This window comes from Halorientalis sp. IM1011, from assembly GCF_001989615.1.
Classification (GTDB): Archaea; Halobacteriota; Halobacteria; order Halobacteriales; family Haloarculaceae; genus Halorientalis.
In genome coordinates this window covers 2316286-2342941 of sequence record NZ_CP019067.1, presented here as the reverse complement: position 1 = coordinate 2342941, position 26656 = coordinate 2316286, and the positions used below count along the sequence as shown (strand labels likewise).

29 protein-coding genes and 1 tRNA gene are annotated in these 26656 nt (G+C 65.6%); 8 read left to right on the top strand and 22 right to left on the bottom strand.

What is annotated here, in order from left to right; all coding sequences use genetic code 11:
• Positions 1–128 precede the first annotated feature (128 nt).
• Positions 129–899 carry a BGTF surface domain-containing protein gene (locus BV210_RS11985; protein WP_077206867.1) on the top strand — a complete coding sequence of 257 codons (771 nt, stop codon included), beginning with the start codon at positions 129–131 and terminating at the stop codon, positions 897–899.
• Between the two features lie 63 nt (positions 900–962).
• On the opposite strand, the gene BV210_RS11980 is transcribed toward BV210_RS11985, so the two are convergent.
• Positions 963–2039 (bottom strand): archaeosine biosynthesis radical SAM protein RaSEA, encoded by a 1077-nt coding sequence (locus tag BV210_RS11980; RefSeq protein WP_077206866.1) that lies wholly within the window; start codon positions 2037–2039, stop codon positions 963–965.
• A gap of 43 nt (positions 2040–2082) precedes the next feature.
• Positions 2083–2502, bottom strand: coding sequence for a VanZ family protein (locus BV210_RS11975; RefSeq protein WP_084802625.1), 420 nt, complete (start codon positions 2500–2502; stop codon positions 2083–2085).
• Between the two features lie 182 nt (positions 2503–2684).
• Here BV210_RS11975 and BV210_RS11970 point away from each other — a divergent pair, with 182 nt between their 5' ends.
• Positions 2685–4631 (top strand): aldehyde ferredoxin oxidoreductase family protein, encoded by a 1947-nt coding sequence (locus tag BV210_RS11970; RefSeq protein WP_077206864.1) that lies wholly within the window; start codon positions 2685–2687, stop codon positions 4629–4631.
• 192 nt (positions 4632–4823) lie between these two features.
• On the opposite strand, the gene BV210_RS11965 is transcribed toward BV210_RS11970, so the two are convergent.
• On the bottom strand, positions 4824–5372 hold the full coding sequence (locus BV210_RS11965; RefSeq protein ID WP_077206863.1) for a DoxX family protein: 549 nt from the start codon (positions 5370–5372) through the stop codon (positions 4824–4826).
• 128 nt (positions 5373–5500) lie between these two features.
• Between BV210_RS11965 and BV210_RS11960 the strand changes: the two genes are divergently transcribed.
• The gene (locus BV210_RS11960) at positions 5501–6418 is read left to right on the top strand and encodes an alpha/beta fold hydrolase (RefSeq protein ID WP_077206862.1); all 918 of its coding nucleotides are present in this window, start codon (positions 5501–5503) and stop codon (positions 6416–6418) included.
• A 50-nt stretch (positions 6419–6468) separates the two neighbouring features.
• On the top strand, positions 6469–7083 hold the full coding sequence (locus BV210_RS11955; RefSeq protein ID WP_077206861.1) for an immunoglobulin-like domain-containing protein: 615 nt from the start codon (positions 6469–6471) through the stop codon (positions 7081–7083).
• On the opposite strand, the gene BV210_RS11950 is transcribed toward BV210_RS11955, so the two are convergent.
• The 6 genes from BV210_RS11950 to arcS form a co-directional block, all read right to left on the bottom strand.
• Positions 7073–7429, bottom strand: a complete 357-nt coding sequence (locus BV210_RS11950; RefSeq protein ID WP_077206860.1) for a hypothetical protein — start codon at positions 7427–7429, stop codon at positions 7073–7075. The genes BV210_RS11955 and BV210_RS11950 overlap by 11 nt on opposite strands.
• Positions 7429–7704, bottom strand: coding sequence for a hypothetical protein (locus BV210_RS11945; protein WP_077206859.1), 276 nt, complete (start codon positions 7702–7704; stop codon positions 7429–7431). Before BV210_RS11945 ends, BV210_RS11950 begins: the two co-directional genes overlap by 1 nt.
• Positions 7704–7991 (bottom strand): ubiquitin-like small modifier protein 1, encoded by a 288-nt coding sequence (locus BV210_RS11940; RefSeq protein WP_077206858.1) that lies wholly within the window; start codon positions 7989–7991, stop codon positions 7704–7706. Before BV210_RS11940 ends, BV210_RS11945 begins: the two co-directional genes overlap by 1 nt.
• A gap of 49 nt (positions 7992–8040) precedes the next feature.
• Positions 8041–8424: a hypothetical protein gene (locus BV210_RS11935; RefSeq protein ID WP_077206857.1), complete on the bottom strand. Its 384-nt coding sequence runs from the start codon at positions 8422–8424 to the stop codon at positions 8041–8043.
• A gap of 44 nt (positions 8425–8468) precedes the next feature.
• Positions 8469–9653, bottom strand: coding sequence for a hypothetical protein (locus BV210_RS11930; RefSeq protein WP_077206856.1), 1185 nt, complete (start codon positions 9651–9653; stop codon positions 8469–8471).
• Between the two features lie 65 nt (positions 9654–9718).
• Positions 9719–11470, bottom strand: a complete 1752-nt coding sequence (arcS, locus tag BV210_RS11925) for an archaeosine synthase subunit alpha (protein WP_077206855.1) — start codon at positions 11468–11470, stop codon at positions 9719–9721.
• Between the two features lie 149 nt (positions 11471–11619).
• Between arcS and BV210_RS11920 the strand changes: the two genes are divergently transcribed.
• Entirely contained in the window at positions 11620–12864 is a 1245-nt protein-coding gene (locus BV210_RS11920) for a hypothetical protein (RefSeq protein ID WP_077206854.1), read from the top strand.
• Here BV210_RS11920 and tgtA read toward each other — a convergent pair.
• The 9 genes from tgtA to BV210_RS11875 all read right to left on the bottom strand — a co-directional run bounded on the left by tgtA (position 12861) and on the right by BV210_RS11875 (position 20802).
• Positions 12861–14348 (bottom strand): tRNA guanosine(15) transglycosylase TgtA, encoded by a 1488-nt coding sequence (gene tgtA / locus BV210_RS11915; protein ID WP_077206853.1) that lies wholly within the window; start codon positions 14346–14348, stop codon positions 12861–12863. The two genes, BV210_RS11920 and tgtA, sit on opposite strands and share 4 nt — an antisense overlap.
• A gap of 42 nt (positions 14349–14390) precedes the next feature.
• Positions 14391–14822 (bottom strand): type II toxin-antitoxin system VapC family toxin, encoded by a 432-nt coding sequence (locus tag BV210_RS11910; protein ID WP_077206852.1) that lies wholly within the window; start codon positions 14820–14822, stop codon positions 14391–14393.
• Positions 14819–15094, bottom strand: a complete 276-nt coding sequence (locus tag BV210_RS11905; protein ID WP_077206851.1) for a hypothetical protein — start codon at positions 15092–15094, stop codon at positions 14819–14821. Before BV210_RS11905 ends, BV210_RS11910 begins: the two co-directional genes overlap by 4 nt.
• A 45-nt stretch (positions 15095–15139) precedes the next feature.
• Positions 15140–15700 (bottom strand): NUDIX hydrolase, encoded by a 561-nt coding sequence (locus BV210_RS11900; RefSeq protein WP_077206850.1) that lies wholly within the window; start codon positions 15698–15700, stop codon positions 15140–15142.
• 108 nt (positions 15701–15808) lie between these two features.
• Entirely contained in the window at positions 15809–16198 is a 390-nt protein-coding gene (locus tag BV210_RS11895; protein WP_077206849.1) for a cupin domain-containing protein, read from the bottom strand.
• Positions 16199–16237: 39 nt separating this feature from the next.
• Complete coding sequence (locus BV210_RS11890; RefSeq protein WP_077206848.1) at positions 16238–17725, bottom strand: glycosyltransferase family 2 protein; 1488 nt, start codon at positions 17723–17725, stop codon at positions 16238–16240.
• Between the two features lie 411 nt (positions 17726–18136).
• Positions 18137–18209, bottom strand: a tRNA-Pro gene (locus BV210_RS11885).
• Between the two features lie 63 nt (positions 18210–18272).
• Positions 18273–20018 (bottom strand): hypothetical protein, encoded by a 1746-nt coding sequence (locus BV210_RS11880; RefSeq protein WP_077206847.1) that lies wholly within the window; start codon positions 20016–20018, stop codon positions 18273–18275.
• Positions 20011–20802, bottom strand: coding sequence for an ABC transporter ATP-binding protein (locus tag BV210_RS11875; RefSeq protein WP_077206846.1), 792 nt, complete (start codon positions 20800–20802; stop codon positions 20011–20013). The genes BV210_RS11880 and BV210_RS11875 overlap by 8 nt, the downstream gene beginning before the upstream one ends.
• Positions 20803–20904: 102 nt before the next feature.
• On the opposite strand from BV210_RS11875, the gene BV210_RS11870 reads away from it, so the two are divergent.
• A complete protein-coding gene (locus BV210_RS11870) occupies positions 20905–21417 on the top strand; it encodes a YfcE family phosphodiesterase (RefSeq protein ID WP_077206845.1) in 513 nt (170 codons plus the stop codon).
• Between the two features lie 49 nt (positions 21418–21466).
• Here the strand turns inward: BV210_RS11870 and BV210_RS20290 are convergent, their stop codons facing one another.
• Positions 21467–21622, bottom strand: coding sequence for a hypothetical protein (locus BV210_RS20290; protein ID WP_172824895.1), 156 nt, complete (start codon positions 21620–21622; stop codon positions 21467–21469).
• Positions 21623–21743: 121 nt separating this feature from the next.
• Here BV210_RS20290 and BV210_RS11865 point away from each other — a divergent pair, with 121 nt between their 5' ends.
• Entirely contained in the window at positions 21744–22202 is a 459-nt protein-coding gene (locus tag BV210_RS11865; RefSeq protein ID WP_077206844.1) for a GDP-mannose mannosyl hydrolase, read from the top strand.
• Positions 22203–22208: 6 nt separating this feature from the next.
• Here the strand turns inward: BV210_RS11865 and BV210_RS19920 are convergent, their stop codons facing one another.
• The 3 genes from BV210_RS19920 to trmY all read right to left on the bottom strand — a co-directional run bounded on the left by BV210_RS19920 (position 22209) and on the right by trmY (position 24921).
• Entirely contained in the window at positions 22209–23165 is a 957-nt protein-coding gene (locus BV210_RS19920) for a hypothetical protein (RefSeq protein WP_157525999.1), read from the bottom strand.
• Between the two features lie 32 nt (positions 23166–23197).
• Complete coding sequence (locus tag BV210_RS11855) at positions 23198–24211, bottom strand: PKD domain-containing protein (protein WP_253741515.1); 1014 nt, start codon at positions 24209–24211, stop codon at positions 23198–23200.
• Between the two features lie 113 nt (positions 24212–24324).
• Complete coding sequence (gene trmY / locus BV210_RS11850; RefSeq protein WP_077206841.1) at positions 24325–24921, bottom strand: tRNA (pseudouridine(54)-N(1))-methyltransferase TrmY; 597 nt, start codon at positions 24919–24921, stop codon at positions 24325–24327.
• Between the two features lie 134 nt (positions 24922–25055).
• Between trmY and BV210_RS11845 the strand changes: the two genes are divergently transcribed.
• Positions 25056–26570, top strand: coding sequence for a phosphoenolpyruvate carboxykinase (ATP) (locus BV210_RS11845; RefSeq protein ID WP_077206840.1), 1515 nt, complete (start codon positions 25056–25058; stop codon positions 26568–26570).
• Positions 26571–26656: the final 86 nt, after the last annotated feature.

Below are 26656 nucleotides of genomic sequence, written 5' to 3'. Positions count from 1 at the left end.
CGGAAGGGCTTTTCTCACCCAGCGCGAACGTTCGGTCGAATGACTCGTCGTCCTGAACGGCCCGTCCGGTGTGGTTCCGCCCCCGTCGAGCATCGACAGTCGACCGTCGCTGCCCCGGAGGTGCGACCGTGACGGACCGACGCCTCGTCGCGGCCGTCGCGGTCGTGGTCGTCGCCGTGGTCGCCGTCGTCGCCGGTGCGTCAGTCGTCGGCGTCTTCGACGGCAGTCCGGCCGACGACACCAGCCCGAACGAGTCGGCAGTCGGCGACGGCACCGAACGGACCGTCGCGCTCGTCACCGGTGACGACAATCGGGTACAGGCCGTCGCGACCGACAATCAGTCCATCCGCGGAGAGTCCGACCTTCCCCCGGGAACGGAAGTCGAGGTCCGCGTCACGTCGACGGGCTCACAACCGTGGGCACGGGCCGAGACAGTGACCGTGCGCGAAAACGGCACGTTCGCGGCGACCGTGAACCTGTCTCCGGCGGCGTGGAACGAGACCTTCCAGACATCGGTGGTCTACGCCGAGAACGGCACGGAACTGGCGAACGTGACGGGAGCCATCGTCGCTGACGAGTACGCGTCGACGAACCCGGCCGTCGCCATCGGGCCGATGCGAGAGGCCGTCGTGCGCGTCGACGCGACATCGAACGAGTCCGTCGTCGGCACGACCGACTTGCCCCAGGGTACGGTCCTCGAAGTCGAGGCGCGTCGGAGCGGCCTGACCCCGTTCCTGAAGGAGTTCGAGACGACCGTCGACGCGGAGGGAACCTTCGTCGGGACGATGAACTTCAGTGAGGTAGACGAGAACAGGACCTTCAGGGCCACAGTTTCGTACGCCGAAAACGGGACTGAACTCGCGGACCCGCTCGGCGTCGTGACGGTGCCGGACAGCTAATCCGCCGTCAGCCGGGCGGCACAGACGACCCGTCGAGACGGTCGCGGCAGTGTTTCGTGTCGCTCACCGCACGAGCGGCTGGTTGTAGCCCGTCTCGCGGTCGAGTACGATCTCCCAGGTCCGCTCGCACTCACAGGAGACCTGCTGGAACACAGAGGGATCCTGTCGGAGGTCGAAGTCCTTGATCGCCTTCTGGACGCGGTCGTCGCACTCGCCGCAGTTGTGCGCGCCGCGGTCGCTGCCGTGGCCGACCGGGTCTGAGACGACGATCACGTCCTCCTCGGCCGTTGATTCGAGGACCTCGGCGACCGACCAGAGCCACGGCGGGCGGTAGCCTCCGTCGTGATACAGGTCCTCGACCATCGTGTGGCGCTGGACGTTCGTCGGGTTCATCGAGACGGTGTGACAGCCCTCGACGGCGGCGCATTTCCGGACGGAGCGTTTCATGTCCTCGACTGCGTCCGGTTCCGAGAGGAAGGGGGGCTTCATCAGCAGGTAGGCCTTGATCCCTGCGCCGGCCTCGCGGGCGTCGGCGGCGGCGCGCTCGAACTCGCTGAACTCGAAGTACTTGTTCACGCAATCCCGGCGCACACGGTCGGTCGCCGTTTCGAGGCCGACGGCGATGTCGGTCTCCAAGTCGTGGGCGGTGAAGTCCTCGATCTTCTCCCGGTCGACGAAGTCCGGGAGGGACTCGACGACGATGCGGTCGCGGTCGGCGAACTCAGAAGCGATAGCCTGCCGGGTCTCGGCAGGAACCTCGCGCTCGTCGAGGAACGAGCCGGAGGTGTAGATCTTGATGAGGCCGGATTCGTCGTCTGCGTTTTCAGCCTCGTGCTCCAGACAGGCGTCGATCTGGGCCATGAGGTCCTCGTGGGCGACGGAGCCGCCCTCGACGGACTCGGCGACGTAGCCACACATCGTACAGCCGCCGGCGCGGGCCCACCGACAGCCGCCGGTGTTGAGGATGATCGTCAGCGACTGGTAGACGCCGTCGGGCGTGTTGTCCTCGTCGATCCAGACCCGCGTGGGCTCGCGGGGGTCGTAGGTCTCGTCCTTGCGGGACCGGATCTCCCGCATCGCCTGATTGTGGGCGTCCATCCCCTTGCCCTGCTCGTAGACCTCGGGGCTCGGCTTGCTCATTACCTCAGGGGAGCCGTTCCGGGCGTAAATCGCCTTCGACCGGTCACTCCGGGTTCGAGAGACCCCCGTCGAGCCCGCGTTCTCGACGCCGGTGCCACGCCCACAGGAGCGCGGCGGCCAGCGTGATTCCGACGACGTTGGCTCCCAGATCCGCGACGCTGAACGACCGGGATGGCACGAACGCCTGCACGACCTCGATCACCACACCGTAGCCGAGCGCGAGCGCGCCGGCGAGCGCGAGCCACCGCGTCGTCGACGGCCAGACTGCGTACGCGATCAGGAGAGTCAGCGCCGCGTACCCGAGGACGTGCAACCACTTGTCCACAGCGACGAGTCCGAGGGGGCCGGTCGGTGCCAGTCCGCCAGCCGGCGGGTCCGCGACCGAGACCGCGAACAGAGATACGCCGTAGAGGACCGCAGGCCCGACGCGGGCCAGTCGAGCAGTGGAGCGGCGGGGGCGCATATGCACCCCTCTTCGCTCCGGGGACAAGTCGACCGGGGTTCGCCGTCACGTCACGATCCGCGAGGCCAGTTCAACCGGATATTGACGGTAATTTATCACTCGTCGCGTAACTGGTATCAGTTACGGGGGGCGAACAACGCATAACACGGTTCGGCCCGTACTCTAGTACGGTACGTTAACTTATGACAGACCTCGGAGGATTCCACGACAACGTCGCTCGCGTCGATCTGAGCGCGGGGGACGTACAGTACGAGGGCATCGACGACGAGGACGCGGAGAAGTACATCGGCGCGCGCGGCCTCGGCGTCAAGTACGTCTTCGACCAGGGCCCCGACGTGGATCCCCTGGGCGAGGACAACCTGCTCGCGTTCATGAACGGGCCGCTCACGGGCACTCAGACCACGATGAGCGGCCGAATCGCTATCTGCACGAAATCACCCATCGCCGGCCAGGTGACCGACTCCCATCACGGCGGGTGGTCGGGCGCGCGCCTCAAGTGGGCCGGCTTCGACGGCCTGCTGTTCGAGGGCAAGGCCGACGAGCCGGTCTACGCCGTCGTCGAGGACGGCGAGGTCGAACTCCGGGACGCCTCTCACCTCTGGGGTGAGGGCATCCACGCGACACGCGATCAGCTGGAGGAGGAAGTCGAGGGGTCCTACGGCAAGAACCTCTCGATGATGGCCGTCGGGCCGGCCGCCGAGAACGAGGTCAAGTACGCCTGCATCATCAACGAGGACGACCGCGCCTCGGGCCGGGGCGGCACCGGCTGCGTGATGGGCTCGAAGAACCTCAAGGCAGTCGTCGTCAAGGCCAAGACCCAGATGCCCAAACCGGAGGACCCGGAGACCTTCAAGAAGGGCCACCAGCAGGCCATGCAGGTCATCCAGGAGTCGGACGTGACCGCCCCCAACGAGGGCGGCCTCTCGATGTACGGGACGAACGTCCTGATGAACGTCACCGAGGAGATGGACGGCCTCCCGACGAAGAACGGCCGCTACTCCTCGACGAAGGCCATGTCCGACGCCGAGGGCGACGGCGAGCGCATCATCGACTCCGAGAAGGTCTCGGGGGAGAACGTCCGGGAGAACATCCTCGTGGACGAACCGACCTGTCACTCCTGTCCGGTCGCCTGCAAGAAGGAAGTCGAGGTACAGGCGATGCACAAGGGCGAGGAGATGAACGTCCGGATGGAGTCCTACGAGTACGAGTCGGCGTGGGCGCTCGGGCCGAACTCCGGGCACCACGACCGCGACCGGATCGCGGTCATGCTCGACGTCTGTAACGACCTCGGGATGGACACCATCGACACCGGCAACACCATCGCGATGGCGATGGAGATGATCGAGGAGGGGAAACTCGACTTCGAGGACTCCATCGACTGGGGCGACTCAGACGAGATGATCGACCTCATCGAGCGAATCGGCCACCGCGAGACCGACCTCGCCGACCACATGGCCGAGGGCCCGAACCACCTCGCCGAGGAGTTCGACGCCCACGAGAACTCCCTGGCCGTCAAGGGCCAGACCATGGCGGCCTACGACCCCCGCTGCATGAAGGGGATGGCCATCGGCTACGCCACGAGCAATCGCGGTGCCTGCCACCTGCGCGGGTACACCCCCGCCGCAGAGATCCTGGGCGTCCCCGAGAAGGTCGATCCCTACGAGCCCGAGGGGAAGGGCGAACTCTGTGCGACCTTCCAGGACATGCACGCCATCTCCGATTCGTTCGACATCTGCAAGTTCAACGCCTTCGCGGAGGGCATCGAAGAGTACGTCCTCCAGTACAACGGCATGACCGGCCGCGACGTGAGCGAGGAGGAACTGATGCAGGCCGGCGAGCGCATCTACAACCTGGAGCGCTACTACAACAACCTCGTCGGCTTCGACGGCGCAGACGACGATCTCCCCGACCGCTTCGTCGAGGGCAACGAGAACGCCATCCCCGCCCAGGGGGCCAGCGAGGGCGAACTCGCCGAACTCGACCAGCTCAAGGCCGAGTACTACGAGGTTCGCGACTGGGTCGACGGCGTCGTCCCCGACGAGAAACTCGACGAACTCGGCATCGACGTCGGCCCCGGCACCGGCGTCTCGATGGGCGACTCCGGCGCTGCTGCGCCCGGCGACGACTAACCACCTTTTTCTCCTCGGGTTGCGCGCCAGTGGCGCGCAACCACTCGTCGAAAAACGTGGGCGAAAAAGCCGAACTCGCGGCTCCGCCGCGAGTTCGGTACGACGACTCGGTGACTGACCGCAAAACAAAAAACGACTGTCAGCACCGTCACCGCGACGGCACCGACCGACCGCGAACCCCCACTGTCCGACCTAGCCGAGGAACACCCGAAGAACGGGCGTCGACTCGACGAACTCCTGCTGTTCGAGCCACGCGTCCACGCCGAGGATCCGACCCGCACCGATCGCACCGAGACCGAACAGCAACAGCGCGTAGACGATGTGGCTGCTGACGAAGAAGCCGTGTTCGATCGGGAACCCCGCCATCAGACCACCTTCGAGGTGAGCCGCCCAGAACATGAGCATCTGGAGCGCACCGAAGAACGCGGCCAGTCGGACGAACGCACCGACGAGCAGGGCCAGTCCGATGAGGACCTGTCCCCACAGGACCAGCATGTCGACCATGGGCGACCCGGCCATCGACACCCACAGATCGCCGAAGGGGTTGCCTGCCGGGACGGCGTTCGCGAGGAATCCGGCGGCGGTCCAGTCGGGATCGAGTAGCTTCGCGATCCCGGCCTGCAGGAACACCCAGGCCATTACGACCCGGAGTCCCAGCAGGGCGTATCCGATCCAGTGATCGGAGTATTCGAATCGCGTTTCACGGCCGAACAGTTCCGCTTCGAGGGTGCGCGTTGACATGTGTGCTTTCGCTCCAACCATAGATATGTTAACTTCCGTTATATAATCTATGGGCAATTCTCGAATTGTGGAACTGTAGTGGGACGCTGCCGGTGCCGCTTAGTGGCTCGGCCACCACGGTAGCGCGTATGCCCGACCCACTCGCCGGCGTCGATCTCGAACACCGCAACGCCGTCGTCGACGACGTGCGCCTCCACTACGTCGCCGCTGGCCCCGAGGACGGCGATCTCGTCGTCCTCTTGCACGGCTTCCCGGAGTTCTGGTACTCCTGGCGCTACCAGATCGGCCCGCTCGCCGAGGCGGGCTATCGGGTCGTCGCGCCCGACCTCCGCGGGTACAACCGCTCGGAGAAACCCCACGGCGTCGACAGCTACGCCATCGAACATCTGGTCGGCGACGTCGTCGGACTCGTCGATGACCGGGGCCGCGAGACCGCCCACCTCGTCGGCCACGACTGGGGCGGCGCGATCGCCTGGGCCGTCGGCATGCAACGCCCCGACGCGCTGGACAGTCTGACCGTGATGAACGCACCCCACCCGGCCGCGTTCGCCCGCGAGTTCGACCTCGCGCAGCTGAAACGGTCGTGGTACGTCCTCTTCTTCCAGCTCCCGTGGCTCCCCGAGCGGTTGCTCTCGTTCGGGAACGCCCGCGCCGTCGGCGCGATGTTCCGCGACCAGCCGGCGAACCCCGACGCCTTCGACGATGCGGACGTCGAGCGGTACCGGGAGGCGTTCGCCCGACCGGGCGCGGCCCGCGCCGCGGTCAACTACTACCGGGCGTACGTCCGTGGGATCGGGAAACCGATGGCCAAAGCCACGCTGCCCGGCCTCCGGCGCGTCTTCGATCCGCCGGGCGACACCGAGATTACGGTGCCGACGCTGGTGCTGTGGGGCGAGCAGGACGCGGCGCTGGGCGTCGGCATCTCAGAAGGACTCGACGAGTGGATCCCCGACCTCCGGGTCGAGCGATACCCCGAGGCCAGCCACTGGGTGCAGTGCGACGTGCCCGAGGCGGTCAGCGAGGAACTGCTGGCGTTTCTGGACTGAGCGATCGTTCACCACAGAAGACACTTATCGGCGTTTGCTGAATCGCCGGTATGGCTCCGCACACGCGACGGCAGGCGATCCGGCTGGCAGTCGCCAGCGTCGCGGCGGGCGTCGTGGGTTGTATCGGCGGCGCCGACCGACAGGTCAGTCCGAAGGGCGATCCGTCGACCGTTACCGCAACGCTCGATTGTGACCGGGAAGGCGTGGAGCGACTCGATAGTCCGTACTACGAGACTGTGGTCTGGGGTGGTGGCGACGACACGCCGTTCACCCTCCGCGTCGACGCTCTCGAATACGAACGCGGCGACGAAGTGACGATCACGATGCGCAACGATGGCGACGAGGCAGCGCTCACGGGAAACGAGCGGAAGTTCAACCTCGAACTGAACACCGAAGGCGGTTGGCAGGACGTCAGGGTCTGGGACGGTGATCGTCCGGTAGGGTACACCGCAATCGGGATCGAACACCCGCCCGGCGAGGGGTTCGAGTGGACGTTCCCGCTCACGCCCGAGGGCTTCCCGGAGCAGACCGACGACCGGTTCACCGTCTGTCCCGGCTTCCCCGAAGGCCGCTACCGGTTCGTCTACTGGGGGACCGACCCCGCGCTCGCCGTCGCCTTCGACCTCGTGGACGGCGGGGCGACACCCTCGTCCGTCAGGTCCTGACCACCACGCAATCCCTGATCTCGAGAGCCGTCTCGAACTCGTCCGTCCGGTTCAGTCGCCGACCGTCGCGAGTCATCTGTTCCTCGTGGGAGCGGCGGACGGCGTCGATCTCGCGGGTTCCGAGGTCCAGTCGCCCGCCGATCTCCTCCCAGTGGCCGTCCTCGACGAAGAAGGCCGTCCGCTCGTCGGTCTCGTAGGCCAGTTCGTACTCGCGAGCGTAGGCGTCCCGTCGGGAATCGAGGTCGGCAGCCACGCGGTCGACCAGTTCCGGCAGGCGCTGGGGGCCGACGCTGGCCTTGGCCGCCACGAGGACGAGCACGTCCCCCTCGATCGGATCGCCCGTCATCAGCCGCCCGCCCGCATCGCTTTCTGGGTGAACTTCTCGACCAGTTCCTCCACGGCGTCGTCCTCGCCCTCGAAGACGACCGACACCTCCGTCAGCTGTAGCGATCCGCCGACCGACACCTTCTCCGCCGACAGCTTCACGGTCCAGTCCTCGCCCGCCACCTCGGCCTCGGCGTCGTCCTCACGCTCGCCCGCGACGAGTTCCCCGCCCAGATTTTCGAGGTAGTGGACCGCCAGCCGCTTGGAGATGCCCCGGAACGCTTTCTCGCGGCGCATCAGACCACCCCGCCAGCGACCGGCGGGAACACCGACAGGGAGTCGCCGTCTTCGAGCACCGTCTCGCTGCCCTCCATGTGGGTCACGTCCCGACCGTTCTTGAGGATCGAGAGCTGTGGCCGGATCGCCCCGTCCTCGTCGAGCAACTGCCGGTCGAGGTCGGGGTACTCCGCCTCCAGTTCCGAGAGGACCTCGGCGACGGTCGCGCCGTCGGGGAACTCCCGTTCGAGGGACTTCTGCCCGACGACCGCCCGATAGGTCGCGAAGAACCTGCATTCGAGGTGCATACCGCTGTGCAGGGACGGCGACGGCATAAAGCAACGGGCGGCCAGTGACTCAGAGATCCCGCATCCGGATGCCGTCCTCGACGACGCGCTGGTTGCGCTCCCGATCCAGCCTATCGGCCAGTTCCTCGTGTTCGTACAGTTGCCCGATCAGGTCGGCCATCAGGTTGCGCCAGCAGATGGCGTAGATCGGTGACTGTCCCCAGGCCCGCAACTCGGGGACGAACGCGTCGTAGGTGTCCATCCGCTCTTCGAACAGTTCGATCGCGTCGAGGACGTAGCCGGCCGCGTCCTCTGCGGACTCGTCGCGGATCGCGCGGTTGATCCGCCGTTCCCAGCCCTCGACGGCCCGTTTCATGTCCTGTTCGGCCGCGCCGTCGTCGTCCGGTAGCGAGTCCAGAATTGGCTCGGGAACGGCCAGCGTTATTTCGTCCATGGTCCGGGAGAGGGCTGGCGCGAACTAAAGCCTCCCGGCGGGGACTACGTACCGGAGCCGAAGCCGCCGGTCGTACCCGTCTCGCGCCCGACTTCGGGGGCGTACTGCAACTCGACACCGTCGGCGAACACGGAGATCGACGGGAGCCGGTCGAACGAGACGGCGTTCTCGGGAGTGTCGGGCTGGGTCCCGACGCTGCCGGTGACGTTGTAGTCCCCGAACCGACCGGACGCGACGACGTAGAGCGTCTCGCCGGCCTCCAGCGACTCCGAGAGGGTCACGTTCCCGTAGGCGACGAAGTCCGAGCCGACCCGAAGCCGCGTGTCGACCGGGATCGAACCGCCCGCGCGGTGTTCGAGCGCGAGGACCGAACTGTCCTTGCCCGTCGAGACCGTCAGGTCGGGATAGCCGCTGGCCCAGGAGGGGCGGTCGACCGTCGTCGAACCGACGCCCGAGACGGTGACGGTCACGGATTCGGTCGCGCCGGTCCGGTCGTCGGTCGACTGGTAGTGCATTTCGCGGACGACTCCGTCCGGCGTGACGAGGACGTAGCCCCGAAGGTCGGAGATGTTCTCGTCGACCACGAAGCCACCCGACGTGTTCCGGACGCCCTCGATAGACAGGCGCAGGACCTCCTGGCCGTCGACGCTGGTCGTCCCGTCGACCGCCAGGTCCGTCGTGTTCAGAATCAGGAACGGGACCGCCCGGAACAGCCCGGTGAACTGGTAGGTCGTGTAGGTATTGGTATCACCCTGCGAGTAGGTGAGCGACGGTGACGCCGATCCGTTCCAGCGCACGACGGTCGCGTTCGACGCCCACCACGTTTCGGCGGTGCCTCTCGTCTCGTTGACCATCGTGAACCGCTCGCCGCTCGATCCGTTCCGATGGACGAGCCGCGTCGTCCCGCCGCCCGTGATGAACTCGGCGCGCATCACGGCGTTCGCCCCCGCTGTCTCGAAGTGCCGGGTCACGAGCGCCGATGCGTTGTAGACGCCCGACTCGTCGACGCCGGGCGGGTACAGGTCCGCCGACGCCGCGCCGCCCGCACCGGGACCAGCCCGCGACACCGAGACGTCCAGATCGGTCGGTGTCGACACGTCGGCCGAGAACTCGCTCTCCGTCGTCGATTCGGTCCCGTTCGTCGCCGTCGGCGTCCCCTGCCCGCCGCCGTTACAGCCCGCCAGCACGAGCATCGCGGCGACCGCGACAGTCACCAATACGCGTTTCATCTATCGTGTCATCCTGCGTAGGCCACAAATAGATTTCCGATTGCTGACAGTGCCGTCGAGTCGCGTCAGCGCTCGTCGACGTGCCGGACCTCGCTGGCGATGCCTCGCGTCGACTCGACCATCTCGGGTCCGCTCATCGCCGCGCGGCCGACGCCGAACGCCGACGGCCCCTCGATCACGACCTCGTCGCCCGGCCGGATCGAGTCGCTCGCGTCGACCACGCCCGGCGCGAGGACGCTCCCGTGGGGGACGAAGTCGTCGATCTCGACCCGCGCGACCGGCGCGTCGCTGTCGACCCAGCGGCGAGCGCCCGCGACCGTCAGCGAGAGGACGCCGTACTCGGGGACCATCGCCGCCAGTTGCTCGCCGTCGCCGTCGGTCACCCGGAGTTTCGGATAGCGGGACTCGGTGTGCAGGTCGTCGAACAGTTCGTCACCCGCACCGTCGCCGAACTGGTAGTCGGCGATCGCCCGGATCGTGTTGTGTTCGCGCTCGCGCTTGGGATATTTCAGTTCGCCCTCGAGTTCCGCCGCGAGGTTCGAGAGGGAGTCGCCCGTCGTCGGGTGATCCTCGACGGTGAAGACGGGCTCCACGTCGAGGTCGGCAGTGGCGCGTTCGACTATCTCGCGGTAGCCCTCCGGCGGGACGTGGGCGACGACTTTGGGGTAGTCGTTGCGCCGGAGGTACGCTTCCAGCACGTCGCTGACGAACTCGATCTCGGTGGCGGTCCACTCCCCCGTTACGACGGAGTCGTAGTGCTGGGCGGGGTAGGTGAGCTCCAGTTCCTGGGGCACGACGCCGATGGGCGAGGTCATCGAGGCGACGTGGGCGCGCCACTGGATCACGTCGTGGTACTGGCCGTGGCTCTGTGACTCGCTGTAGGGTTTCTTCGCCGAGCAAGGCACCAGTACGAGGGGGTTCGAGAAGCGACTGCGGTAGCGGTTCGTTACGCGCTCGGCGAAGCGCTGGATCTCGACGCGCCGGATGGTGTCGTCGGTCGCGGCCGTGATCTCGTTCCGGCGGACGACCGGCGTCCGCTGTTCGAGGTAGCTGTACTGCTGGTCCAGGCGGCGGAACGTGGCCGTGAGCCACTGCTCGTGACGGGCCTGGCCCTCGATATAATCGCGGAGCGTGCCGTCCCGAACCCGACGGCGGACCCGCGCGAGTTCGGCCGCGAGGGCACGCTGGTTGTGTTCGGCGCAGTCCTCGCGGTCGAACTCCGAGGCAGGTTGCTGGCAGGCGGGACAGGCACAGGGGAGTTCGTCGAGGTCTTCGAGGAAGTACTCGCCGTCGGTCGTCTGGTAGAACCCCTGCGTTCCCCGCAGGACCGCCCGGTCCGTGTCCACGAGGTCGACGCCGGCGTAGACGAGCGTCGCGACGTTGGCGGGCGTGGCGACGCCGGGCAGATAGAGGGCGGTGTCTGCGGGTGTGGCCTCCCGCACCGAGACCACGGCGTCGACGAAGGCAGCCGCGTGGCCGGCGTAGCCGCTGGCGTTCGAGAGGACGTAGGCGTCGGTCCCGTGGTCAGCCGCGGTCGCGGGCGTGACGACCGCGGCGCTCGGGTAATCCACGTCCGGGTAGTCGACCGCGAACGCGTCCTCGACTTCCTCGGGCGTGCCAGCGGGCAGGCCACGATGGGGGAGGACGGTGAGCGTCGACTCGTCGCCGTCGGGCACCTCGCGCTCTTCGGGCCAGAGGCTGCCCGCGTCGGTGACGACCTCGTCCGCGACGGCGGGCGTGGTGAGGGGGTCCGCGAGCCGGAGTTCCCCGATGCGGGCGGCCCCGTCCCGCTCGTGGACCTCGAAGTAGTCGGTCATGGCACCGTCTCGGGCGAGCGCGGCCAATTATCTTTCCTTCCGGGCGGCCCGGCCCGGCTGGTCGGGGTCGCCCGCCGGCACGCAACCGAGTAGCAAGGAATCCGCACGCTCGGACCGGGTTTTTCCGCCTCGCCGTGGACTGGGTGGACATGCCCCGACCGGGGACCGGATCGACGGTCGCGACGGCCGAACCGGACGCCGAGAGCGAGTTAGCCGTCGACGTCGGCCTCCTGATCGCCCACTCGCCCCGGGAGGACGCCGAGGACCTCCGGGCGTTCGCCGACCGACTCGCGGGGGACGTCGGTCCCGAACTCGCGTCGGCGACCGGGTCGACCTGGCGGTTCTTCGGGGGTGAGATCGACAGACTCCCGGACGCCACCTCACGCAGACCCTCGGAGTTCCTCGACGAGGCCGCACTCCGGATGGTCGAAGGACCCTACGACCTGCTGGTCGTCGTCACCGACGCACCGCTGGTCTCCCGGCGGGAGACCCAGGTCCCGGGGCTGGCCTCGCCGCTCGCCCGCGTCGTCGTCCTCTCGACGTGGCGGCTCCGGGTGGGCCCGCGGACAGAACCCACCGCCGGCCTCGACGCGCCGCCGGTCCGCTGGAACGGCGCAGCCCTGCTCTTGCACCTGCTCGGCCACGTCCTCGGGGCCGAACACGACGCCGGAGCCGCGGAGGACAGCGCGATGGCACCGTTCCGGTTCGACCCCGACCGCCGGAGCCTCCCCGCGTTCGACGCCTACGCGGAGCGGTACCTCCGCCGGGTCGCCGCGGACATCCCCGAGACGGAGTCAACCGTCCGGGGCCCGCTCGGCCGGTTCGCCTTCCACCTCCGGAGTGCCGCCCGGAACCCGGACCAGGTGCTCGGGGCGCTGGCCCACAGCGGCGGCCCGTTCCTCCCGCTCTCCCTGCCGAAACTCTCGACGGCGGCGCTGATGCCGGCGCTCATCCTCGTGTTCAGCGCCGAGACGTGGGACGTGGGGATCAACCTGTCCAACGGGACCGCGGCGCTGTTCGCGGCCGCGAGCGTCTTCGCGGCCGCCGTTCACGTGCTGTTCGCACAGAATCTGTTCTTCCCGCGCGAGCGCAGTCGTATCGTCACGGAACACACAGCGCTGATCAACGTCACGGCCTTCCTCATTCTCCTGTCGGCGATGGTCGGCCTGTTCGTCCTCGTCGGGGTGGTCATGCTCGTCATCGAGTTCGCCGTGTTCCCGCCGAACCTGATGACCAACTGGCCGAGCCTCGAGGACCCACAGATCGGCGTCGTGGACCTCGTCCGGACCGGGGCCTTCATCAGCACGGTCGGCGTCCTCTCCGGCGCGCTGGCCGGTGGGCTGGAGAACCGGACGCTCGTGCGCCACCTGGCGCTGTTCCGTGATCGGCCCTAACTGTCGCCGTACGCGTCGTCGACGCCCAGTTCGTAGGTATCCACGTCCTCTGGCACCCGGTCCAGCGCCGTCTCCGGCCAGCCAGTGTGAGCGAGCGTGAACGTCACGTCGGGATTGGTCTCGACCAGCCGCGCCACACCGTCCGCGGCCCGCTCGTAGGCCCGGCGGTCGAGGCGCTCGGGAATCTCGGCGTTCAGCGGGTACACCTCCGAGAGGTCGCGCGGGAACGGGCCGAAGGGCGGGACGACCCGCCAGCTCTCGTCGTAGGCCTCGTTGGGGTCGCCCTCGGTCAAGAGCACGTCACCAGCCACGTCCAGCCGGTCGAGTCGCTCGTGGTGGCGCAATACCTCCGGCCGAGCCGCACTCTCCCCCGAGACGTAGAAGAAGGCGTCCTTCGAGACGGGATCGCTCCGTTCGAGTTGTGCGGCGTGATCCCCCAGCGCGCGATAGCCGTCGAGCATCGTCGAGTGCCCGCGAGCGCGAGCCTCGACCAGTTCCAGCAGGTTCCCCTGCCGGATCGCCTGTTTGATCCGCCGGATCTCGCCGAACGTGACGTGGAGGTTGTGCTCGGCCAGCAGACGCTCGCGTTCGCGGTTGCCGCAGGACTCCAGTTCGTCGGGCGTGTGACTCGTACAGATCGGGCACTCACAGGGGAAGTAGTCGAGGTCTTCGAGGTGTTCGGTCCCTCGGACCGTGAGGTAGCGGTCGTCGCGGGCGTACAGCGCGTAGGCCGCCGAGTCGAACAGGTCACAGCCCATCGCCACCGCCAGCGCGAACATCATCGGGTGGCCCGCGCCGAACAGGTGGACCGGCGCGTCCGCGCCCAGCCCGCGCTTGGCCGCCGCCACCATGTCCACCACGTCGTCGAAGCGGTAGTCGTTCAGCAGCGGGACCATCGCGCCGACCGGGAACACGTCGAGGTCGGTCGCGTAGGCCTCGCGTCCGGCCCGCTCCCGGAGGTCGGGGTAGGTCGACCCCTGGACCGGCGCGTTGACGAGCATGTCGCCCGTTTCCACCTCCGCTGCGAGTTCGAGTCGCTCCTGTGTCGTCGCCAGTTCCTCGGCGGCCTGCTCGCGGCTCACGTCCGGCGGCGTCGGGATGTCGACCGGCGTGCCGATGTCGGAGCCGATGTCGTGCTGGAATTCGAGGATCTCGCGGGTATCCACGTCGATCTCGCCGTACTCCGAGAGCTGGAAGGAGCCCGAATCGGTCATGATCGCGCCGGAGAAGTCGTAGAGGTCGTGCAGGCCGTCGGCGAGGGCGCTCTCGCGGGCGTCCTCAGAGCCATAGAGGATGTAACCGTTCGTGATGAGGATCTCCGCGCCGAATTCGGATTCCATGCGGGCCGGCTCGACCGTCCTGACGTGGGGGTTGACCACGGGGAGGAGTGCCGGCGTCTCGACGGTCACGTCCGCACGGGGGACAGTCAGCTCCCCGATCCGGCCGGCGGCGTCGTGGTCGCGTACCTCGAACCAGTCGCCCATTTGCCCCGGCTTTCGCTGGCGCGGGCCTAAGGGTTGCGTTCCTCACACGGTAGCGGGATCGATCCGTTCGACGAGCCCATCGAAATCGTCGTCGAAGCTCAGCACAGCGTCGATATCTTTGTGATTTACCAGCGCAACTGTCGTCGCGTCGGTAAAGCTCAAACCCTGATCGTCGAATCGCTCGAACACGTCGATTGCAGCCTCGAAGACGGTCGGATCGACGTACGCGAACGAGTATACGTCAGGGAAGTCTTTCGCGCCCCGTACCTTCTCCCCGACGGTCCGTGCTGCCTCGAAGCGACCGGTTCGTTTGTGGGTCAGTGTTACGACTTCGTCGTATACGTAATCACTCGTGAACGGCTGTCCGAACTCCCCCTCATAAACCGTATCCATGGCTCGGACGGCCGTTTCATTCCGGTTCGCCGACCCGTCGAACTCGGCGTAGAGAACACCCGTGTCTACGAAAACAGTCATCCGTACAGGATGTCGTCGATGTCGTCCTCGTCCGTTTCCTTTCCCGATTCGATCCGGGCTTCGTTGAGTCGCTGAATCTCCCCGTCCGAGAGCGGAACTGTAGTCTCACGGAACGAATCGACGAATTCTGATTTTGACTCGTGGGCATCCTCGATCAACCGAGTCAGGATCGTCTGTTGTGTCACCTTTTTGCCCGTCGCGAGTTTGATCTCCGCCTGTAGCTCTTCGAGACGAGATTTCGCATCCTCGTCGACTTTCACTGCGGTCGCCATATATCAAATTACGTCCGAAACTCAGTAACTCTTTCTACTGCAAACTTACCCGAACAGTTCGTAGTAACAGACTCCGAATGCGGTGCGACCGTCCCGGAGTTCACCGTCCTCGACCGCCCCGAGCAACTCGTCGAACTCCGTCGTCTCGACGCTGATCGACTCGTTGTGGTCCAGTGCCTGCTCCCCCGCTGGCTCACAGTCAGTGGCGACGAAGTAGTGGAACACGGCGTCTGCGACGCCGTTCGAGGGTTCCATCGTGGTGAGGTGTTCGATCCCGTCGGCGACGTAGCCCGTCTCCTCTTCGAGTTCGCGGCGGGCCGTCGCCGCGAGGTCGGCGTCCTCGCCCTCGACGCCGCCGGCCGGGAACCCGCGGTTGACTCGCTTGACCGCCTGTCGCCACTCGTCGATGACCACCACTTCACCCTCTGCAGTAAAGGGAAGGACGACGACGCTCTCGCTGTCCGAGAGGTAGTCGAAGTCCGTCTCGGTGCCGTCGGGCAACCGGACGCGCTCGCGCTGGATGTCGAACCCCGGACAGATGTAGGCCGTCTCGCCGTACAGCGTCTCCCAGGCCAGCTCGTCGTCGTGGGTGGCGTCGTCGGTCATACCGTCTCCAGCAGTTCAGAGTGCAAAAGCACCCGTAAAACACCGGACAATCGACCGTCGGTTTGTACCCCGGGAGAGTTTCTTTCCGGCCGACTGCCGGCGGGACCGCTACGCGTCCTCACCGTCCGCCTCGGAGTCGTACGGCCGCCCGATGTCGAACTTGGGCGCGCCGACGCCGAGAACCCGGACGGACGCGTCGGCGTCGGTCGGGTTGTACGGTCGGATCGGACTCTCGGGCTCGACCACGAACGTCTCGTCGGCCCCGATAACGAACTCCTCGTCGGGCGTCTCGACGTGGAGGTCACCGTCGAGGACGTAGAACAGTTCCTCACGCTGGTCGTGGTAGTGATAGGTCGTCGCGAGGTCCTCGCCCGGTTCGAGGTCGTAGACGGCCGCCGCGAGCTGGGTGAGTTCGGCGACCTCGGCCAGTGATCGGCGGTCACAGGGGTGGTCCGACGACGGTGCTAGCTCGTCGGGATCGACGTGATGATAGCCCATACGTACGGGACAGCGGCGGCGAGGTAAAGAATCGGCCGGTCAGTCGGACTTGGTCTCGGTGCCGCTCGTCTTCGAGCCCGACCCCGATTTGGCCTGGGAGTTGACCCGTGCGGTCGTCACGTAGATGCTCGGGCGCTCGAAGATGACCTCGTCGAGGAAGGACACCACGTAGACGACGCTCTGGAGCGCCAGGTAGATCCACAGCGTGAACGAGGCCGCGAACTCAAGCGGGTCGTGGGAGTACCCGTCGCGGTAGTCCTGGACGAACACCATGCCCGCCGCGAGGGCCGGCGCGACCGCGAGCAGGGTCCAGAGCGCGTTCCGGACGAACTCGGAGAAGTACGTCGCGGTCGGAATACCGTGTTCGAGGGTCGCCCCGATGCCCATGTCGGCGAGGATGGACGCGGTGTAGGGATTTCCGACCGCGAAGTCACGCACCATGTCGAACAGCAGGAGCGGGAACGTAAAGGCGACGTACACCGGCATGAGCGCGTAGGCGAAGGTGAAGACGGCGTCGAGGCGCTCGCGGGTCGACAGGTTTCGACTGCGCGGGAGTCGGAACAGGTAGCGGAAGGCGACCTGCATCCAGCCGCGTGCCCAGCGTTTGCGCTGGCTCCACCACGACTGGATCGTGCCCGGATTCTCCTCGTACGTGACGATGGAGGGATCGACCCGGAGCTGTTTGCCGAAGTCGTGGATCTTCGAGGACATGTCGATGTCCTCGACGAGGACGCTCTCGTCGAACTCGCCGAGTTCCTCGAACATCTCGGCGCGGAAGAACGCCTGCCCGCCGCCGAAGATGGTGAACCCGCCGAAGACGTCACGTGCGAACAGGTCGGCCTTCTCGGCGATGTGGCGCTCGACGGTGGCGTGCAGGGCCAGAATCGAGTCTCGCGGGTTGTCCCCGTAGCACCGCCCTTTGACACACCAGATGTCCTCGTCGGACTCGAACCACGCGACCGCCTTGCGGATCGCGTCGGACTCGAACCGGTGGTCCGCGTCGATGCTCGCGATGATGTCGCCGGTCGCGTACTGGAGGGCGTAGTTCGTCGCCTTGGCCTTCCCGCCGCCGGGTTCGTCCCGCTCGACCGCGACGAACCGCTCGTCGTCGGCGGCAGCCTCCTCACAGATGGCCGCCGTGTCGTCGACGGAATCGCGCTCGTAACAGAGGACGACCTCGAGCTTCTCGGCCGGGTAGTCGAGGTTCCGACACGCCTCGATCGTCCCGGGCAGCACCGCGGCCTCGTTGTACGCGGGAATGACCACGCTGACTTCCGGCAGTTCGGCGTCCGATAGCGTCAGTTCGGGTGTCTTCGGCCGTTTGAACGAAAACAGTGCCGACACGAGTGCTCGGCCGGTCAGCCCGAGCAGCGCGACCAGCATGACGGTCGTGAGTACCCGAAACCACGTGTTGGGCAGCAGGATCGCCGGGAGGTACAGCGCCCCCATCACACCGACGGCGACGGCGATATAGCGGAGAGCTTCCCCGTAGGAGAACGATTGACTCTCCGCTGTCTCTACCTTCATAACCCGGAGTGAGTCAGTGATTAAGAAATAATTGGTGATTTGCTACGAGGCCCGCCGACGGGCGTCAGACACTAGTGAGCTACCCTACACTCCAGACTGAATCCGTTTGCTGGATATCTCCGAATACGCTCGCGCACCGCTCACGAGTGTGTTGGCAGCGCAAAAGTGGGCCGGCGCGAACATCGAACACGGGAAGACGGTCGCTCACTTCGTTCGCGCTGCGACTTCCCTGCTCGAATTCGCCCCTGTCACGTGTGCGCCGCTCACGGATTTGTTCGCGGCACAAAAGTGGGCCGGCGCGAATTCGAATCACGCGAGACCTCCAGTCTCGCTGGCTCTCGCTCGCTTCGCTCGCGAGAACGCGGTTACGGCCACCCGAAGGCCGTCGCTAGCCTGTGAGAAAATGGAAAGTGGGCCGGCGCGAATTCGAATCGCGGTTACGGCCACCCGAAGGCCGAAGGATACCAAGCTACCCCACCGGCCCGTGCAGTAGCAATACGAAGATGGCACGGGGCAGTTTTAACGGTTGCGAAAACCGAGTCGCCACCTACTCAATAGCGTACGCCTCGTAGCGTCGCGAGACGGTCCGGACGGACCACCAGCAGAGCGCGAGTGCCACAGCCAGCGACACACCGTATCCGCCCCAGTGAACGCCGGCCACCGGAAGGGATGCGATCGCGTCACCGGCCCCGCCCAGCCACGTCGCGACGGCGTCGGCGAGCGGCACGCCGTTCCCAGCCAGCCAGGCGAACGGGAACGCCAGCAGTCCGCCGACGAGGACGGCGTAGACGCCCCGGGTTCCGCCAGGAGCCAGCGCACAGCCCACCGCGGTCCCGCCGAGGACGACGAACACCAGGGAGTAGACGATCCCTGCACTCAGACTCGGCGGGACGACTTCCCGGTCGCTCCCGACCGTCATCGGATCGAAGCGCGGGAAGATCGTACCGACCGCCGGTGCGAGCGTGACCGCCAGCAGGCAGAACACGACCGCCACCGCGAGGAGGAGGGCGACCTCGACGGGCTCGAAGGGGCCGTAGACACCGGTTGCAACCGTACCGAGGACGGACAGCGGCAGGCCGAAGACCAGTCCGGGAACGGCGAGGCCGGTCGCGTACTGCCGCCCCGACGCCAGTGCTGTGAGCGTCGCGGGCAGGACCGGCCCCTCGTCGCCGAACGGGTTGAGACCGAAGGTGCCGCCGGCCAGCCAGGGGAGCAAGAGTGCGAGGACTGGTGGCAACGCGGCGAACAGCCCCCCGCTCTGGGCGAGGTTGATCATCGACGACCCCACGACGAGGACCGGGATCATGAGGAAGGAGAGCCGGCTTGGATTCCTGCGGGCGACGACGACCGCCCGCTGAGCGACGCGCAGGACGGGACGGCTCATCGACGGGAGCGCGAGGGGTCGCACGGCCGCGGCCAGCGGATCGTCCCCCGTGTCGGCGTCGACGGTCGCCTTCTGTTCGGCGACTTCGTTCTCGACGGTGTCGCCGAACCACAGCGCCGTCGCGACCCGTTCGAGGAGGACCGCCCAGCCGAGTATCCAGACGACGCTCCCGACCGCCGCGACGGCCGCCCGCGTCGACGACTCCACGACCGGCGAGCCGACGACAGCCAGATCGACGAGCCAGCTCAGCGGCCAGAGTCCCAAGAGGGCCGTCACGCCCCCGTCCCCGACGTTCATCACGAGAAAGTAACAGCCGAAGACGGCGGCGACGGCGGCGATGCCGAGGGCAGTCTTGTAGCGAGCGACGAATCGAACGCGCGCCACCAGCAACTGAGTCGACAGGCCGATCGCGTACCCGGCGACCAGCGCGGTGAGCACGAGCAGGAGGCCCGCGAGCAGGAAGAACGGAACCATCAGCGGCGACGCCGTCGCGTAGACGAACGCCCCGCCGATCAGCGCCGCCGGGATGGCCACGTACGAGAGGGCGCGGAACAGGTCCGCGCTGAGCAGTCCCAGCACGGCCGTCCGGGTCGAGACGGTCAGCAACAGCAGCGACTCGTTGTCGAGGCGGTCGTGACGCGAGCCGGCCCGCTGGGCGAAGATGTACACCATGAACAGCCACTGGATCGTGACGGCACCCCGTATCCCGTCCGTGAGCGGCCGGGCGGCGAGTTCCCCGCCGAACCGGAGGACGAGCCACGTGCCGACCAGTGCGAAAATCGAGAGGAAGAGCCCGCCGAAGGCCATGAAGACGAGTCGCGCGGAGTCGCCTCTGAGTGCCCGGAGCGTCCGTCGGAACTCCTGCCGGCCGATGGCGAGTCCGTGTCGCGGCCAGCCCGCTTCAGGCATCCGGCCGCTCCCCCGTTATCGCCTCGCTCCGCTCCGTCGCAGGGTCCTCGCTGGTCACGTCGAGGAACACCTCTTCGAGCGTCCGACCGGAGCCGGCGTCGTCACTGGCCTTCGCCCGCTGTTTCAGGTCCGCTGGCGGCCCCTCGGCGACGAGTTCGCCGTCCGAGAGGACGCCGACGGTGTCTGCGTGTTCGTCGACGACCGGCAGGATGTGCGTCGACAGGAAGATCGTAGCGCCCTCGTCGGCGAGGCCGTCGATCATGTCCCGGATCGTCCGGGCGGCCCGCGGATCGAGGCCGCTCGTCGGTTCGTCCAGAAAGAGCACGTCGGGATCGTGTAGCAGCGACTGGACGAACGCCGTCTTCTGCCGCATCCCCTTCGAGTAGGTGTCGATGCGCCGGTCGGCGTCCTCGGCGAGGTCCAGCCGTTCGAGATAATCCTCGACCCGTTCCCGCGTCCGTTCCTCCGGGAGATCGCGCAGTCCGGCGATGTAGCTCAACTGCTCGCGCGCCGTCAACTCGTTGTACAGCGGCGGTTCCTCGGGGAGGTAGCCGATGTGATCGATGAGTCGATCGCGGTCGTCGACCGGGACGCCAGCGACGCGTGCGTTGCCGCTCGACGGGCGGGTCAGCGACGTGAGCATTCGCATCGTCGTCGTCTTTCCCGCTCCGTTCGGGCCGAGGAAGCCGTAGACGACGCCCTCGGGGACTTCGAGGTTCAGGTCTGCGACCGCAGTCGTCGATCCGTAGCGTTTCGTGAGGTCGGTCGTTTCGATCGCTGTCATGGGGACCAGTCGTCGAACACTCCCGACGGCGAACGTATGAAGGTAGTGTCGCGTTTTCCGACCCTGAAAACCTTCATTGTCCGGCCGGTCGACGCCCGACACATGCAGGTGGGAATCGTCTCCGACACGCACGACAACTACAGCGCCGCCGAGGCCATCGCCGCCGTCCTCGACGACCGCGGGATCGACACCCTCGTCCACTGCGGCGACTTCATCGCGCCGCCGCTCCTCGCGGCCTTCGAGGGCCACGGCTTCGACATCCACGGCGTCCTCGGAAACAACGACGGCGAGCGCGAGGGACTGGAAGCGACCATCGACGGCTTCAGCGAGGGGAGCCACCTCCACGGCCGCGAGGCCGACCTCACCTTCGACGGCACCTCGGTCCACGTCCTCCACGGCGACCAGGGCATCGAGACCGTCACCGACCGCGCCGAGTCCGGCGACTACGACTACGTCTGCTACGGGCACTTCCACGTCGCCGAAAAGCGTTCCGTCGGCGACACGACCGTCGTCAACCCCGGCGCCCACTTCCCCACCGTCCCCGACGAACACCGGAGTATCGCCGTTCTCGACACCGAGACCGACGAGATCGAATTCGTCGATATCGACGGGTGACAGGGCTGTGGCTGCTCGGTTCGATTAGCTGGAAAAGTGACCGCGCCGATCAGGAGAGATCGGGAACGAGCGGCGCGTCGGCCTCGTCTACACTCTCGTTACCGGACGCTTTCGGTGCCGCGCGACCACCGTCGGTGCGGACACGCTTTTTGGGCATCTCGGGAACGAGCGGAGCCGTCGTTTCGATCTGAGGCCGTTCGGTCATTTTGTCTTCAACACATCCTGAGAGAGGGACGTACATAAACATCACGGTCTATAATTATCACGGTCGTTCGTGTGTCGGCGTGGATGGCAACAGAAAAGGGGACCGGCCCGCCAGCGGCAGTATGAGCGACGGTCCGGTTCCGGCGGCCGAGTGGGAGACGATCGTCAGCAACGTGCCGCTGGTGTCGGTCGATCTCGTCGTCGAGACCGACGACGGCGTCGTCCTCGGCAAGCGTGAGAACGAACCCGCGAAAGGCGAGTGGTTCGTCCCCGGCGGCACCGTCCGCAAACACGAGGGGTTGCGCGACGCCGTAGAGCGGGTCGCGACCACCGAACTCGGCTGTAGCGTGGCGATCGAGCGCCAGCTCGGCGTCTACGAACACTTCTACGACACGTCGGAGTTCGACGATACGGACGGCAAGCACTACGTCCCGATCGGCTACCACGTGACGCCCACAGACGGCGAGGAATTCGAACCCGACGACCAGCACAGTTCGTTACGGACGTTCGAGCCCCCGTTCGAGTTCGATCTGCACCCCTACGTCGAGGCGTATCTCGACGACGCTGGAGTTCTGGACTGAGAGGATTTACTCGTCCGTGTTGGGATTGTCGCGGAGTTTGTCTTTTTCGAGGAATCGGGAGAGACGCAGTCGTCCGGCTTCCTCCTCTCGGCTCATCTCGCCTTTGACCCGTTCTTCCGCCCACCGAATCCGGTAGCGGTACCACTCCAGCGTGTCGTTGCCGTTGCGGACCTCCATGTTGAGTACGCCAGCGTACCAGCCCTCGGTACGGTTGAGTGAACGCGGTAGGGTCAGGTTCTTGTAGACATCGACGACGTTAGCAACCTCGTCGAAGTACTGGCTGGAGTTGAGTTCGTGGTCGGTTTCGTAGGTGAGGAATGCTTCCGCACCGTGTTTGTCTAATGAAGCCACTTCAATATCAGTTTGGTGCTGAATGTTACTACGGATTTTTATAAGATAGTTAACCCCACCAGGTTCTGGTCTTTGTGCGGTTACATTCCAGTGATGTCCACTATCTAAAGTGGCATTAAGGTAAGAATCTAAATCCCACTTTCCGAGGGCATAATTCATTGCCCACCAGTCTTCTGTTCTGAAATCCCATACTTTGGATCCATTTGAGCTAATTCCAACTACATTTAGCCGGGATACACCCCATGATGATTGGTTATGATAACTTCTGTTCACTACACCAGAGAATATTGCCGTTATATACTTTAACTCAGATATTGTTCGTGCTTCATTGGTGAAATCCCCTGTGTAATTTAACTGAAGTGTGTCGCCCTCCTTCGAAATTTTAGTTGTATTTATTGATAATTGATTAATTGCTGATCTGAATATTGCAGTATAGTTGGGGTTCTTGGATGCATTTGACCCATTATTCGATATGTTCTTGTTATTTTTACTATTATTGCCGCCTGTTTCTGTAATATCTCCCTCTGTTTCGGTTAGGGTTATTGGATTGTTATTCGGTGTGTGACTCTGTTGATCCTCTAGAATCCCACTACACCCAGAGGTGAGAATCACTATACATATGGTAATTGTAAGTGCTTTAGATTTCAACATATTGAGCAAACCTCGCCAAAGGAAACACCGCTTCCGAGACCAATTGGTGAACCTCCCCCACTAAATGGGGCCTCTGGATCAGATGATGTTTCATCCGTTGTTGACTCATCGTCGTCATATGATTCTTCAGGATCATCATTTGTGCCCCTCTGATTATCGTTCTCTTCATCATCCTCAAAAAAGTCAGTCTGTACCTCTTCTCCCGGATCGGCTGTTACAACAGCATTCAACTGCTCAAGGTTCGGACCCGACTGCTGAACGACCTCACCGGTACTCGTATCGATCGTCGGCGCCTCGAACGTAATCGTTCTACCACCCCATTCAGTCTGCATGACACCATCGTATCCGTCGTCGCCGTCGTAACCACCGCCCACGTTTCGGACCTGCGGCGAGACAGACATAGAGTCAGTCCCTTCGCGACCGGCAGTGTCGACGACACGAACGGTCAGCGTGTGGTTCGCGGCCGATTCCATGCTGTGGACGTAGCTGATCGAATCCGTCTCGGAGGCGTTGACCGATCGCTGAACTGTCTGCTCGCCGTCGACTTGCCACTCGACGTAGCCGACCGGATGGCCGCCGCGGGAGAAGTTCGCGACGTAGTTCGCCTCCCCTGACGGATCACCGCCCGCCTGCTCGACGGTCGGTTCCGTGGGGCCGGACAGCGACACCGACGGTCCCGGTGCGGGATCGACATCGACGTACAGCGTGTCCGCCCGCGTCGCACCGTCGTCGTCCGTCACGGTGACGGTCACGTTGTACTGACCTGGCGTGTCCGGACTGAACGCGGTCGTCCCACAGGTCCGACAATCGGGTGTGATCGTTCCGCCGCTGGGCGTCTCGATCGACCAGTTGTACCCCGAGACGTTGCCGTCGGGATCCCGCGATCCGGTCGCGTCCAGTCGGACGGTTTCACCCGCCGCAACGTGTTGATCCAGTCCGGCGTCCGCCAGCGGTGGCTCGTTCCCATCGCCGGCGGCGACACCCGACAGCGCGAGGAGTGCTACCACCAGTGAGAGGGCGATCCCACCCCGTATAACCCGATCCATGTCCCGTATCCGGGGTTTGCCTCGGTCTGGTATTTAAACTTCAGGATGGTGAACAGGTCCGGGAGTCGAAGGCTTCAGTACGTCTGGAATCCGGCGGTGTCGAGGTAGTTGTGCGCGACAGTGATGGCGTGGTCGGCGTGCAGGGCGCGTGGCGAGAGGCTGACGCGATGGTCCGCGTACTCGGCGAGTAGGTCGGACTCGGCGTCGGTGAACGATTCGTGGTCCGAGAGGACGAACAGTGGGTTCTCGGGCGGTTCGACGTCGACGATCGGATCGCCGTCCTCGTGGAGGTGGACGACGGTACTGTCGGCAGCGGCTTCGTCGAGCGTGGTCTCGAACCCCTTCCGGGAGATCGAGACACCGGGTGAGCTTTCCGCCGGCATGTGACCGATGGCGTCCTCGCGGTGGTCCAGCGCGGTACGGACGAGGGCCGCGGTGCTGCGCTCGTCGGGGTTGAGGTTGCGCAACTCGGACCCTTCGAACTGGATGGTGAACTCGTCCTGCAGGACCAGGGAGACGCGCACGTCCCCGCGGATGTCGTGGGAGAGGACGAACGCGGCGCTGATCGCGCGACAGAGGATATCGAGGCGGCCGGCCTCGCTCGGGAGCGCGTCGAGCGAGAAGTCGGGAGTCGTCGGCACGCGGTGGCCCAGCAGGAGAAACTGGCGCATACGACTGGTGTCGAACCGCGGGGAGAAGAACGTGTCCGTCTCGACCTCCGTCGAGAGGTAGCGTGACGGTATACCGAACCAATGCGCGATTGAATGGCCCGACCTTATTACTCGGCCCGTGGTATGCACGCGTGATGTCCGAGTCCGGAATCACGGTGCGAGAGCCCGTCACAGCCTTACCCGACCCGGTCGAGTCCGAGACCGTCGTCTACAACCCGTCGCTCGACCAGCTCCGGGAGTTCTCCCGCGAGATGGAGACGACCACGGAGTTCGGCTCGCCCGCCTACGTCAGCGACCACCAGTCGCGCAACGCGGACAAGACGCGAAACGCGATCGACCACGAATTCGACGCCGAGGACCTCGCGTACTTCGAGGACGCCATCGAGTTCGCGGCGTCGAACGAGATGATCTGTCTCGACCGGCAGGTTGGTCGCCACCCCGACCACGCCTACGTCTGCCGGTACTACGTCCCAAAGGCGTACGGCCGCATCGCGCTGTCGGTGGCCAAGCTGTTCGAACCGGTCGACGACCCGGACGCCGACCCCGACTTCGTCACCGTCCAGGTTCCCGAATGGGACGAGACCGCCATCCGTATCCTCCCCGAGGAAGGCTTCACGGCGGTACTGGGCAGCGATTACACCGGCGAAGCCAAGAAGTCCTTCCTCCGCCTGTTCATGCTCCGCACGAAAGAGGCAGGTGGTCTGGGCCTCCACGCCGGAAGCAAGCGCGTCCAGCTGAAACAGGACGACGGGGACGACCTGAAGACGGTCGGCCAGTTGTTCCTCGGCCTCTCCGGGACCGGCAAGTCCACGCTGACCGCGCACGGGCTCGGTCTCGAGGACCCCGAGGACGCGACGATGTTGCAGGACGACGTGTGTGCGCTCCTGTCCGACGGCTCGGTCGCCGGCAGCGAGGGTCAGGGCCTGTACATCAAGACCATCGGCCTCGAACGCGAGGAACAGCCGGAACTCTACGATGCCGCGACCGACGAGTCCGCAGTACTGGAGAACGTCGACGTGGCCGAGGAGGGGGCGGTCGACTTCGACAGTGACCACCACACCACGAACGGCCGCGCCGTGATCCAGCGCTCGGAACTCGACTCCGCGGGCGAGGAGATCGACCTCCCGGCGCTGGACCAGATCTTCTTCATCACGCGTAACCCCGTGATGCCGCCGGTCGCCAAACTGGATCCGGACGAGGCCGCCGCGGCGTTCATGCTCGGCGAGTCCGTCCAGACCAGTGCCGGCGACCCCTCCGCGGCCGGCGAGCGGATCCGCGTCGTCGGAACCAACCCCTTCATCATGGGCTCGGAAGGCGAGGAGGGCAACCGGTTCCGCGACCTCATCGAGGATCTGGACGTGGACTGTTTCGTCCTGAACACCGGCTCCGTCGGCGGTCGCGACGTGGGCGTCGACGACACGGTGACGCTGCTGGAGGGCATCTCCCGCGGCACCGTCGCGTGGCGCGACGACGAGACGACCGGCCTGACCGTCCCGAGTGAGGTCCCCGGGATGGACGTCTCGGCGTTCGACGTGGCCGGGAATCTGGACGACGCCGACGATCGGGTCGCGGACCTGCGCGCGGAACGCCGGGAGTATCTGGCGCAGTTCGCGGACCTGGACGACGATATCGAGTCGGCTGTGTACTGATCTACCGCAACCCGGCTGCGTTTTCTCGCCGTTCTATAGTCCCGGACAGCGCGAGGGAGGGGTGTCGATGGGTTTATTCGGTCGAC